This window comes from Gemmatimonadaceae bacterium, assembly GCA_020852815.1.
GTDB lineage: Bacteria > Gemmatimonadota > Gemmatimonadetes > Gemmatimonadales > Gemmatimonadaceae > SCN-70-22.
In genome coordinates, this window is sequence record JADZAN010000024.1 from 94,100 (window position 1) to 106,110 (window position 12,011).

Sequence of the window (12,011 nt, forward strand, 5' to 3'; positions counted from 1 at the left end):
GGCAAATCAGAAGCCGCGCGGCGGGCCGCCCTGCTGTGATTGCTGCTGGAACGGGTTTGTCGTCCCGGTGGTGCTGGAGTTCTTCGAGCCGGTGCTCGTCCCGATCACGATCTGCATCCCGGCGCTCACCCCGTCACCCGTCACGACCGTCCGCTGCCCGTCGCTGAGCCCCGCCTTGACCATCAGGGGGCGCAGCGTACGCCCGTTCTCCAGGACCCAGAGCATGGTGGGCCCGGCAGCTGCAGCGCTCGGCGCCGACTTCGTGGAACGCAGCGAGCCACCGAACCCTGGGCCGTCAGGTGCACGCGTGGTGGTGCGTGCCGGCGTCGTCGCGCCACTCCCCGCGCTCCCCGCGCCCGCCGCGCCCGCTGGCGCGTTGGCACCGCCCGCTCCCGGCATCGCCGGCATGTTCGCCGCGTCGACACCCGCGGCAGCCAGCACCTCCGCGCTCGGCCGGAAGCGGAGCGCCGCGTTCGGCACCACCAGCGCCGAGTCGGCCTGCCCGGTAATGAAATCCACCGTCGCCGTCATGCCGGGGAGGAGCTTTCCCGTCTTGTTCGCCACGCGCACCACCACGGTGTAGTGCACCACGTTCTCGGTGGTCGTGCTCTGCAGGCGCACCTGCCGCACCGTCCCCTCGAACTTGTCATCGGGATACGGCTGCACCGTGAAGCGCACCACCTGCCCCTCGTGGATGGAGCCGATGTCGCTCTCGTCCACCGACGCCAGGATCTCCATCTGCGAGAGATCGTTGGCAATGAGGAAGAGCTGCGGCGCCTGCAGCGAGGCGGCGACCGTCTGCCCCACGTCGACGTTGCGCTCGATGACGACGCCGTCGATGGGGGCGTAGATCTCCGTGTAGCCCAGGTTGCGGCGCGCGCGGTCGAGCGAGACCTGCGCCGACTTCACGTTGGCCGTCGCCACTTGCAGCTGGTACTGCGACGTGTTGTACTCGGCCTCCGTGAGGACCTTGCGTTCGAAAAGCTGCTTGTTGCGGTCGAAGTTGCGCTGCGCCTCGTCGCGATCGGCCTGGTTGCGCTCGAGTATGGCCTGCGCGTCGCGCACGGCCTGCTCCTGCAACGTGGGATCGACGCGGGCCAGGAGCTGCCCCTTCTTGACGCGATCGTTGAAGTCGGCATGGATCGCCGAGATCTGGCCGGAGACCTGCGTCCCCACCTGGACCGTGCGCACGGCGTTGAGCGCGCCGGTCGCCGACACGGTGGATTGCAGCGTCCCCCGCTCGATCGTGGCAAAGCGGAACGACGGGAGGTCGCGCGCTTCGGCGCGCGTGTACCACCAGAGGCCAGCGGCGCCGGCTACGGCGACTGTGGCAACGAGCGAGAGAAGCGTCTTTCTAGTCATGGCAACCATCACACCCGGCAGGGGATCGTTGGGGGAGGGGGGACGCGCGGCCGGAGTCCACGTCGCCCTTCACGCAGTCTGACGGGAGGGGCGCAGCGATGTTCAGGGGGAAGTCACCAACGGCACCCGGGTGTAACGAACGGCACGAGCAGGCACACGAACGGCAGGGAGCCCGCCCGCGCGGCGTTCATGTCACCGACGTGCCATTCGTGCGCACGCTCGTGCCGCTCGTGCCCGGACACCGACCAGGGGTTTGCGATGGAGGACCGTGCGCCGCTACTCTTGGACAGGAGGGAGCGACGGCAACGCCAGGCGCCTAACGGGATGCGCGCCGGCGGCCGTTAGTCCGAGAGACGTTCACCATGACGACACGAACGACGGGGCTCACGCAGGAGCTGCAACGACTCCGCACCGGCGAATGGAGCATCGCCGGCGAGGGCGAGCGCGCGAGCGCGTCGACGTCGCCGTCGACGCTCACCCGCGGCGAGCTGCTCCTCATCTTCGCCTTCTGGACCTTCATGGCGGTGCTCACCGCGGCCAACGGGCTGATGGACCCGCGGGCGCGCATGATGGAGCCCGTCATCGTGGCGGCACCGGTTGCCCTCGCGTTCATCGTGTCCTATGCGTGGGCGCTCCTCACACCGGGAATCTTCGTCCTCGTCGACCGCGCGCTCATCGAGCGTGGCGTCACCGCCAGCAGCGTCCTGCTCACGGCGCTGGCCGGCTTCTGCATCGCCGTGGCGATGGATGCCATGGGCGCCTGGTTGCGGTTCGGCGTCTTCTTTTCCGGTGGACGTCGCATCCCGTACGGCCCGCTCTTCACCCTCGAGCACTTCTTCTTCCTCGACGACTTCGTCGTCTTCATCGCCATCGCCGCCGGCGGCGTGGCGCGCAGTTACTCGCGCCGCTTCCGCGCCCGGCAGGACGAGGCGGTGCGGCTGCAGGCGCACGCCGCGCAGCTGCAAGCCACGCTGCAGGCGCAACTGGCCGAGGCGCGACTGGCGGCGCTGCGCTCGCAGATCGACCCGCACTTCCTGTTCAACACGCTCAACGCGGTGTCGTCGCTGGTCGAGCGCGACCCCAAGGGGGTGCGCCGGATGATCGCGCGTCTCAGCGAGTTGCTGCGCATGCGCCTCGAAGGGGCCAACGAGCCGGAGACGACGCTCGACCGCGAGCTCGAGTCGCTGTCGCGCTATCTGGACATCATGCAGATCCGCTTCCAGAAGCGGCTCGAGGTGGAGATGGAGATCGAGCCGGCGGCGCGTGAGGCACTCGTCCCCACGCTGGTGTTGCAGCCGCTGGTGGAGAACGCCATCAAGCACGGCCTCTCGCACCAGGAGGCTGGTAGTCGCCTGGAGATCGGCGCGCGCATCGACACGAATGATCCATCGGGCACGCGCGTGGTGCTCACCGTGCGCGACACCGGCCCCGGTATCGCAACGAGTGGCAGCGTGAGTGCCGGCGCGGGGATCGGTCTGCGCAACACGCGGGATCGACTGCGGCAGCTCTATGGCGAGGAGCAGTCGTTCACCTTGCAGAACGCGGCGGGAGGCGGCGCGATTGCCACCGTCGCGCTCCCCTATCACACCGGTGCCGACCTCACCGTCACCGAAGTGAATCCGGGATCGACGCCGTAGCGCGCGCGTTGTAGGCTATTGCGCATGGCACAGGGCTCGCACTCGCAACGCGCGGCGCCACTCCGCGTCCTCATCGTCGACGACGAGGAGCTGGGGCGGCAGCGTCTCGAAGACCTCCTGGCGAGCGAGGCGGGGGTCGCCATCGTCGGAACGGCGGAGAACGGCGAGCAGGCCATTGCCGCCATCCGTCGCCTCGACCCGGACGTCGTCTTCCTCGACGTGCAGATGCCGGGCAAGAATGGGCTCGACGTTGTGCGCGCCATCGGCATCGACCAGATGCCGGCGACGATCTTCGTCACCGCGTACGACCAGTACGCCCTCAAGGCGTTCGACGTGGCCGCCGTCGATTACCTCGTGAAGCCGTTCGATGACGAGCGCTTCGAGCAGGCGTTGGCGCGGGCGCGCCGCCTCGTGGCGCTGGAAGACGTCGACCGTCTCTCCGAGCGGCTGAAGGCGCTACTCGGCGAGTCGCGCGAGCAACGCGAACAGCGCGAGCAACGCGAACAGCGCGAGCAACGCGATGCGGGCGCCGATTCCGCGACATCACCGGCGCAGTCCGCACCGCCGCCGTACCTGGAGCGCATCGCCGTCGAGATGAAGGGGCAGGTGAAGGTCGTCCCCGTGAAGCAGATCGACTTCATCGAGGCGAGCGGGCCGTACGCCGAGCTGCACGTGGGCGATAGGGTCTACCTCGTGCGCGAGCGCATGCAAACGCTCGAGGAGCGACTCGACCCCGCGCGCTTTCTCCGCATCCATCGCTCGGCGATCGTTCGTCTCGACCTGATCGAGACTCTGCTACGTGGCGCCGGCGGTGACTACGCCGTGCAGCTCAAGGGAGGTGTGCGCCTCAAGGTGAGCCGATCGCGTTACGAGGAACTCGCCCAACTGCTCGGCCTCACCCCCTGAGTTATCGGCCGCCGCAGCGCGTGAGAGTGTGAGGATCATTGTCGCCGCCACGGGCGCAACGTGCGACGGGGCGGTTGCGAGACAGTCGCCGACCTTCCACCCGCCAATGGCGCCCCGGCGCCATTGGCACTCCCGTCTCCCCCCAGCCTTCGCTGGGGCAAGCTTTCCCCCGTCCCCCGTCTAGGGTCTCCGTTTCGCCCGTCTCGTCGGCTCCGCCTCCAGCGGATCGTCCGGCCACGGATGCCGCGGATACCGCCCCTTCATCTCCTTCTGCACGTCCTTGTACGACGTACGCCAGAAGCCGGCCAGGTCGCGCGTGACCTGCAGCGGGCGATGCGCGGGGGAGAGCAGGTGCAACACGACCGGGACGCGTCCATCGAGCACGCGCGGCGTGTCCTCGCACCCAAACATCTCCTGCAGCCGAACGGCGAGGACGGGGGCGGCGGGATCGCCATAGTCGATCGCGATGCGGCTCCCGGTGGGGACCTGGAGATGGCTCGGCGCCAGCGCATCGAGTGCGCCCCGCTGCTGCCAGGTGAGGCGCCCCAGCAGTAACGACGCGAGGTCGAGCGCGGCCAGGTCGCTGGCGCGTCGCACGCCGTCGAGGTGCGGCGCAAGCCACTCGTCGAGCGAGGCGAGGAGTGCGTCGTCGCCCACGTCGGGCCACGCCGCGTCGTGCGCATGGACAAAGGCAAGGCGCGCGCGCAGGCGCTCGGCTGCGTCGCCCCAGGGCAGCAGCTGCAACCGCGACCGTCGCACCGCCTCGAGCATCGCCTGCGCGACCAGTGCCGGTGATGGATCGCGCAACGCGACTTCGCGCAGCGTGATGGCGCCCAGCCGCTCGATGCGAAGTGCGCGCACCGCCAGCGCGGCGTCATCCCACGCCACGCGCTCCTCGATCGCGATGTCGTCCGCGAAGTCGCGCCGGATGTCGTCCAGCGACAGCGGCGCCGCGAGGAATATCGCGCTCTCGGGGCGCCGCCCATCCGACTCCGCCACCACCAGGTACTCCGACTGCGCCAGCGCCGGCGAGTCACGCAACACCGCCCCCGTCCCGTTGCGCAGGAGATATCGCCCGCTCCCTGCATCGCGTCGTTGGGCCACACGGTCCGGATACGCCAGCGCCAGCACCCTCCCCGCCTCGGCGAGATCGCCGCTATCGACAGGCACCTCGCGCAGCGAGCGCCCCTCCGTACCGCCCCCCATCTCCCGCCACCACGCATTCGCCTCCTCACGCGCGCGCATCGCCGCCTCCCGCACCACCCGCATCCCATGCACCTCCGCCGGCAGCCGCTCCCCCCGCCGCAACGCCCGCAGCAACTCCAACCGCGACCGAACATCCGCGTCATGGAGGTGGCCGGCCCCCTCCCCCCGCAGGATGTCCCGCTCACCCAGGAGCCCCGCGATGTCACAGGCGAGCCGCAGGCTCGCACTCCCGTCCCCCGTCCCCCGTCCCCCGTCCGCCCTTAACAGCATGTGCCCCACCCGCGGATGCACGCCGAGCGCCGCCATGCGCTTCCCGTGTGGCGTGATGCGCCCTGCATTGTCCATCGCCCCCAGCCACTGCAACAGCTCGCGCGCCAACGCCATCGCCGCCGCAGGCGGAACGACGAGCCACGCCAGCTCTCCTACGTCGTGCACACCGGCAGTTGCAAGCTCCAACGCCAGCGGCGCCAGGTCGGCCTCGGCAATCTCCGGCACCGTATACGGTACCAGCCCCGCGTGTTCCTCGATGGCCCACAACCGATAGACCACACCCGGCGCCAGGCGTCCTGCCCGCCCCGCGCGCTGCTCGGCCGACGCGCGCGAGACGCGCACCGTCTCCAGCCGCGTCATCCCCACCTGCGGCGCGAAGCGCGCCACGCGTGCCAGCCCGCTGTCCACCACGCAGCGCACCCCCTCGATGGTGAGCGACGACTCGGCGATCGACGTGGCGAGGACTACCTTGCGCTGTCCCGGGGGCGACGGCGCGATGGCCCGGTCCTGCTGGTCAAACGAGAGGTTGCCGTAGAGCGGACAGACCGCGATGCCGCTGCCTAACGGCGACTCCGCCAGGCGGTCGGCCACGCGGTGTATCTCCCCCTGCCCGGGGAGGAAGGCGAGCACGTCACCTTCCGTCTCGCGCAACGCCAGGCGCACCGCCGCAGCCATCGCCCCCTCGAGGCGCTCGTCGCTACGGCGCGGGAGCCAGCGCACCTCGACCGGGAAAAGGCGTCCCTCGCTGCTCACGATCGGCGCACGGCCTAACAAGCGGGCAATCGGCTCGCCATCCAGCGTCGCCGACATCACCAGGATGCGCAGGTCGTCGCGCACCAGCAGCTGCGAGTGGCGCGTGAGCGCGAGACCGAGGTCGGCGTGCAGCGATCGCTCGTGGAACTCGTCGAAGATCACCAACCCGACCCCGCCCAGCGTAGGGTCGCTGTTGAGCATGCGCGTGAGCACCCCTTCGGTGACGACCTCCACCTGCGTCCGCACCCCCACCCGCGTGTCACGCCGCACGCGATACCCCACCGACGCCGCGATCGGCTCTCCCAACAGTTGCGCCATCCGATGCGCCGCCGCGCGCGCCGCCAGCCGCCGCGGCTCGAGCATCACGATCTTCGCACCGCGCAACCACGGCTCATCACGCAGCGCCAGCGGCACAACGGTCGTCTTCCCCGCCCCCGGCGGCGCCTGCAACACTGCGCACCCGTTCCCCGCCAGCGCCGAGCGCAGCGCCGGAATCGCCTCGACAATCGGGAGTGGTGGCGGTGAGAAGGAGCGCACAGTTTGGGGAAGGGAGTGGAGGAGAAAGGTAGACGCCCGCTCGCCCACCCGCCCCCTCGCTCCCAGCTCCCTACGGCAGTCCTCTCCTCCTCTCGTCCTCTCCGCAGGCGATGCCTGAACTCCCCGACGTCGCCGTCTACTGCGAAGCGCTCCGACGCCACGTCGTCGGTCACGAGCTCACGCGCGTGCGCCTGGCCAACCCGTTCCTGCTGCGCTCCGTCGCGCCGCCCATCGATGCGATCGTCGGGCGCAGCGTGCCCGGTCCGAGCCCCCAAGTAGCGGCTGAACTCCACAATCAGCGTCAAACCCGTCATGGAACGCGACAGCGCCTACCTGCTCCGATCGGTAGGTACGCGACTCGTTCGTGTGCATCCAGCCTCCTGCATGGTCCGGACAGGTTGGCCGTGGTGCGTTGCGCTCTCGTGATGGCGTTCAGCTTGGCTCAGAGCTCACACTATCCGTCGGCAGTTCATCACTCGCTGCAACGATCGCCTCATCGATAAGGGGGAAAGACGCTTCGTTCATGTTACTGCGCCCTTTCCGTTTCTGCTTCCAGAGTCTCGACAGCAGCAAGGCGACGAACGAGCTCAGCACTGGGATGCGAGGCGTACATATCGGCTGCCGCGCCAGCCTACACATTGGCAGCCACATCAGAATCATTGCGCTCGTGGAAGAAGCCTCTTGACGCGCTTCGCCATGTCCGTTACAGTGATCGCGCCACCCCGCCTGGGAAGACGTGTCGACAGGTCGAGCGCAGATACCGCTCAGTCCGACAACCCCATGGGGCTGTAGTGCAACTGCGTTGCGCGTGAGGTTGCGCCGCATTGCGCACCTAGGCACGCGTTGCGCACGCGAGAAAGTCGCGCGCTACTAGGAGGCGCGTAACGCAAGCCGGATGTTGTGCTTGGGACATCGGCTCATGCGTTGCTTGGTGTGGCGTGCCGTGAGAGGTGCGACAAGGGTTGTCGAGCGAGCGCGAGGTTCTAGAACTCATTCCATGAGGAGCTTATGCGCAAGATGTCGCGAGCTGATGCACTAGCGTCAGCAGTTGTTGCAGTAGGCGCAGTTCTCACTCTTCTAACGCCCTCACCCTCTCGGGCGGACGTTCAGTGGTCCGGTGGATGCGACTGGTGCATTACGAATTGCCAGGCGGCTTCAGGCAACTTCTGTTCGAATGTCTCGGGAAGTTGTGGGGGAGGCGGCGGCCAATGCATTTCCGGCTTGTGCTATGGCGCCTACTTCGGAACGTACAACTACACTATTCGGTGCAACGCTCGCCCACCAGCATAGTCACGACTCCTTGTCTCGCGATTCGTGAACACACGGCGTGTCTGCGAGAACTCGACGAACCAACGAACGATGCTCGTACTCGCGCCGCCAGCCGCAGCGGCTCGCCGCGTTTCGGAGCCGATCGACTCGAGTTGGTGAACTGCCTGCCAGGAGCATTTGCATGCCGCAGGGCTCAAGCAACGCCGGAGCGCTTCAGACCTATGTGCTCACAGGTGCCGCAGTGCTGATGGCGATCAGCGTCGCGTACAGGACGTTCGCGCCGGTTACGCAGCGCCAATCGGGACCTCCGCCAATGTCGGCCCGGCCGGTCCCCGAATGGAAGTCACTCGTGGCGAGGGGACTCTCTTTGGGAGATTCTACGGCGCCCATAACCGTTGCGGTGTTCACCGATCTGCAATGTCCGTTCTGCATGGCCTTCCATCGATCCCTCGACTCGGCCCTGAAGAATAGCCCGAGCAGCTTCCGTGTCGTTTACTTGCCCTTTCCCCTAAGTGTGCACCCGCACGCAACAACTGCCGCGCTAGCGACTGAGTGCTTCGCCCGGCAGGCGCAGGTAGCCGAGTGGTTTACTACGGTGTACGCCCAGCAGGAGATGATAGAGTCCAAGTCGATGGCTACATTCGCACTTGAAGCAGGCGTGTCGGACACAGCGGAGTTCTCCAAGTGCATGTCAACGCCCTCGGTAGCTGAGAAGGTGAGAGTGCTCGTTCGCGATGCCGAGAGGCTTGGCGTGAAAGCCACGCCCACACTACTTGTGAATCAGTGGCTGATAGATGGGGGCGTGCAGTCACCATATGATCTTCAGCGAGTCATCGCAAATGTTGCTCAGAACAAACGGCCCCTGTAGAGGATATGAGGGCGCTACACCAGTCGGCTGTGTTGGTGATACTGCTCGCCACAGGATGCACGGGCGATCACCCCAGAACTCTGAAGCGCACTCTGACGCTGCGCGATAGCGGTGGAATCGTCATCGCCGAACAGGAATCGGTCGAACAGTTCACAGCGAAAGTGGTGCTGTCGACGCGTCCGTTTCTTGACCTCGGCGGCGTCAGCGAAAACCCGGATGCCGAACTTAGCCCTCAAGCGCCTTGGCTTGAGCCAGTCCGCTTGTCGGACGGTAGGTACGCCGTTGCTGACATGCAGCGTATCGCGTTGTTTAGCGCCGACGGCCGGTTCATCAAGGGCGTAGGCTCGCAGGGAGATGGACCTGGAGAGTTTCAGCAGGTCGGCAGAGTGTGCGTGCTTCCCGACGACTCATTGCTCGCGATCAGCGAGAACGATGGGCGGCTTATCCTGTGGGACAGCGCGGGGCGTCACGTGGCCACGTATGCACGCGTCGGTCCAGTATTGATCGACTCGTGCTTCGCTGACGGCTCTGTCATAGTCCCGACGATCGAGGGCGGCGCGCCGGGAGACTCGGACATGAGCGCGCAGCGTGGTACTGACCAGAGTCGTGTTGCGTACTATCGGGTGCGGCGAGATGGCGCCGTCATCGCGAACCTCGGCGAGTTTCCGCGATCGCGTCTCGATGCCGAAGTGAGCTACGTCGTACAAGTGTACTATGCACACGGACGCTTGATTGTTGCTGATCCGCGCTCCTTTCAGTTGCGCCAGTACGATACAACTGGCACTCTCCGCAGCATTGTGCGATTGACCAAACCTCCGCCTCCGCATCGACGGCCGGTATTCGCGCGACCGCGCCCTGGCCGGGCCCCTTTCTCTGTCACGGCCCCCGGAGTGTCATCCGCTGCTCAGGCCACCGAGCCTGCGTTCGGCAGAGTACTCGTGGATAGTCTGGGGCGCTACTGGATACAGGGAGGCGATACAGAGACGGAGAAGTGGACATTCATAGATGCAAAGCACGGCATTGGTGCGCGCCTGGCATTCCCGATACTCAAGGATCGCGTGACATCGCGGATCGTGAGCGCGGCAACTGATCACGTCGTTGTGCTTTCGTATGATGACGATGGTGCGCCGCACTTGAGGTTCTGTCGATTTGCGGTGGTGCCGTAACCGTTGGCGCCTGGTCCGTGGGCTTTCGAGGCCTCGACGAGAGGAAATCTGAGCCACAGCGCCGAGAGCAGCTCCGTCCCCACCGGTGTGAGGCGCCGCACGCGATAGCCTACCGACGCCGCCAGCGGCACAACGGTCGTCTTCCCCGCCCCCGGCGGCGCCTGCAACACCGCGCACCCGCTCCCCGCCAGCGCCGAGCGCAGCGCCGGAAGCGCCTCGACAATCGGGAGTGGTGGCGGTGAGAAGGAGCGCACAGTTTGGGGAAGGGAGTGGAAGAGAAAGGTAGACGCCCTCTCTCCGACCCGCCCCCTCGCTTCCAGCCTCCGCTGCGGCACGCCTCTCGTCCCCAGCCTCCGCTGGGGCAGGCCTCTCGTCCCCAGCTTTCGCTGGGGCAGGCCTCTCGTCCTCTCGTCTTCTCGTCTTCTCGTCCTCTCCGCAGGCCTTGCCTGAACTCCCCGACGTCGCCGTCTACTGCGAAGCGCTCCGACGCCATGTCGTCGGTCACGAGCTCACGCGCCTGCGCCTGGCCAACCCGTTCCTGCTGCGATCCGTCACCCCACGCATCGATGCGATCGTCGGGCGCACGGTCCACGACGTGCGGCGTATGGGCAAGCGCATCGTTCTCGGCTTCGGCGACGAGCTCTATCTCGTCATCCACTTGATGATTGCCGGGCGCTTACGCTGGCGCCCGGTGGGCGGGAAGAAGCTCCCGGCCAAACTCGGCATTGCCTGGTTCGACTTTCCGCACGGCGTCCTGATCCTCACCGAGGCCGGCACCAAGCGGCGCGCCTCGCTCACGTTGGTGCAGGGCGAGGCGTCACTCGAACAATTCGACCGCGGCGGACTCGAACCACTCACCGCCTCGCGCGACGCCTTCGCCGAGCGGCTCCGCCGGGAGAACCATACGCTCAAGCGCGCGCTCACCGACCCGCGCCTCTTGAGCGGCATCGGCAACGCCTTCTCGGACGAGATCCTCCACCGGGCCCGCCTCTCGCCGCTGCAGCTCACGTCGCGCCTCGATGACGACGAGGTGGAGCGCTTGCACCTGGCGATCGTCGCCGTGCTGGAAGAGTGGATCCAGCGCACGCGCGACGAAGTGGGTGACGGCTTCCCCGAGACGGTGTCGGCCTTTCGCCCCGGGATGGCGGTGCACGGACGCTTTGGCCAACCCTGTCCCGACTGCGGTGCCCCGGTCCAGCGCATCCGATACGCCAGCAACGAGACCAACTACTGCGCCCGCTGCCAGAACGAAGGGCGCATCCTCGCCGACCGCGCCCTCTCTCGCTTGTTGAGGGAAGACTTCCCCCGCACCTTGGCCGACGACTCGTAGCCCCCACCCCTCGCCCCCCGCGCGCGGCAAAGCCGCGCGCACTCCCGTCCCCCCCCAGCCTTCGCTGGGGCAAGCTTTCCCCGTCCCCCGTCCTCAAATGGACCCCCGCCTCGCCCCCCTCGCCGAAACGCTCGCCCTCAATACCCGCCTCTTCACCAACTGCCTGGCCGGGCTCTCCGACGACGAGGCGCACGTGCGCTTTGGTGATGAGGCGAAGCGCGCCAATCACGCCGCCTTCGTCGCCGCCCACATGGTCGACTCCCGCTGCTGGGGGCTCTCGCAGTTAGGCGTGAAGTTCGACAACCCGCTCGCCCACGCCCTGGCCGGTGCCCGCACCCTGGACGATGTGAAGGACGCGCTCCCACTCGAGGCCACACGCGCCGCCTGGGGCGCGGTGAGCGACGCCTTCCAGTCGGCGCTTGCCTCCGCAACGCCCGCGCAGCTCGCCGCCGAGTGCAAGATGCCGATCCCCGGCGTCACCCAGACAGTACTCGGCGTCCTCGCCTTCATCGTACAGCATGACGCGTATCACCTGGGGCAGCTCTCACTGTTGCGGCGGCAGGTGGGGTTGGCGGGGATGAGCTACGAATAGGGCTCGCGGGGGGCGGGGAGTGCGCGGCGAAGCCGCACGCGGGGGCGTGGGGGGCGGTTCTCACGTCGCCGTGACGCGACCGCCACTTGGTACGTTTCTAGCCAGAGGACGGGAG

Annotated in this window: 9 protein-coding genes; 6 read left to right on the forward strand and 3 right to left on the reverse strand. The window is 67.4% G+C overall.

The annotated features are described in order from the left end of the window. Nucleotides 1-6: 6 nt before the first annotated feature. Nucleotides 7-1,362, reverse strand: coding sequence for an efflux RND transporter periplasmic adaptor subunit (locus IT359_13645; protein MCC6930021.1), 1,356 nt, complete (start codon nt 1,360-1,362; stop codon nt 7-9). Between the two features lie 362 nt (nt 1,363-1,724). On the opposite strand from IT359_13645, the gene IT359_13650 reads away from it, so the two are divergent. Together IT359_13650 and IT359_13655 are read left to right on the forward strand one after the other, a co-directional pair. Further along, nucleotides 1,725-2,999 carry a histidine kinase gene (locus tag IT359_13650; protein ID MCC6930022.1) on the forward strand — a complete coding sequence of 425 codons (1,275 nt, stop codon included), beginning with the start codon at nt 1,725-1,727 and terminating at the stop codon, nt 2,997-2,999. A gap of 24 nt (nt 3,000-3,023) precedes the next feature. Next, a complete protein-coding gene (locus IT359_13655; protein ID MCC6930023.1) occupies nt 3,024-3,905 on the forward strand; it encodes a response regulator transcription factor in 882 nt (293 codons plus the stop codon). 180 nt (nt 3,906-4,085) lie between these two features. Here IT359_13655 and hrpB read toward each other — a convergent pair whose 3' ends face one another. After that, nucleotides 4,086-6,671, reverse strand: coding sequence for an ATP-dependent helicase HrpB (hrpB, locus tag IT359_13660; GenBank protein MCC6930024.1), 2,586 nt, complete (start codon nt 6,669-6,671; stop codon nt 4,086-4,088). A 1,450-nt stretch (nt 6,672-8,121) separates the two neighbouring features. Here hrpB and IT359_13665 point away from each other — a divergent pair. Together IT359_13665 and IT359_13670 are read left to right on the forward strand one after the other, a co-directional pair. Continuing rightward, nucleotides 8,122-8,808 carry a thioredoxin domain-containing protein gene (locus IT359_13665; GenBank protein ID MCC6930025.1) on the forward strand — a complete coding sequence of 229 codons (687 nt, stop codon included), beginning with the start codon at nt 8,122-8,124 and terminating at the stop codon, nt 8,806-8,808. 35 nt (nt 8,809-8,843) lie between these two features. Beyond that, on the forward strand, nt 8,844-9,974 hold the full coding sequence (locus IT359_13670; protein MCC6930026.1) for a hypothetical protein: 1,131 nt from the start codon (nt 8,844-8,846) through the stop codon (nt 9,972-9,974). On the opposite strand, the gene IT359_13675 is transcribed toward IT359_13670, so the two are convergent. Further along, a complete protein-coding gene (locus IT359_13675; protein ID MCC6930027.1) occupies nt 9,899-10,228 on the reverse strand; it encodes a hypothetical protein in 330 nt (109 codons plus the stop codon). The genes IT359_13670 and IT359_13675 overlap by 76 nt on opposite strands. A 188-nt stretch (nt 10,229-10,416) precedes the next feature. Here IT359_13675 and IT359_13680 point away from each other — a divergent pair, with 188 nt between their 5' ends. After that, nucleotides 10,417-11,304, forward strand: coding sequence for a formamidopyrimidine-DNA glycosylase (locus tag IT359_13680; protein MCC6930028.1), 888 nt, complete (start codon nt 10,417-10,419; stop codon nt 11,302-11,304). Nucleotides 11,305-11,401: 97 nt separating this feature from the next. After that, nucleotides 11,402-11,896, forward strand: coding sequence for a DinB family protein (locus IT359_13685; protein MCC6930029.1), 495 nt, complete (start codon nt 11,402-11,404; stop codon nt 11,894-11,896). Nucleotides 11,897-12,011 lie beyond the last annotated feature (115 nt).

What these genes read in the sequence shown, in the direction of transcription:
- IT359_13665 (MCC6930025.1), top strand. Translation starts at nt 8,122, where the DNA reads ATGCCGCAGGGCTCAAGCAACGCCGGAGCGCTTCAGACCTATGTGCTC.
- IT359_13685 (MCC6930029.1), top strand. Translation starts at nt 11,402, where the DNA reads ATGGACCCCCGCCTCGCCCCCCTCGCCGAAACGCTCGCCCTCAATACC.
- IT359_13645 (MCC6930021.1), bottom strand. Translation starts at nt 1,362, where the DNA reads ATGACTAGAAAGACGCTTCTCTCGCTCGTTGCCACAGTCGCCGTAGCC.
- IT359_13655 (MCC6930023.1), top strand. Translation starts at nt 3,024, where the DNA reads ATGGCACAGGGCTCGCACTCGCAACGCGCGGCGCCACTCCGCGTCCTC.
- IT359_13650 (MCC6930022.1), top strand. Translation starts at nt 1,725, where the DNA reads ATGACGACACGAACGACGGGGCTCACGCAGGAGCTGCAACGACTCCGC.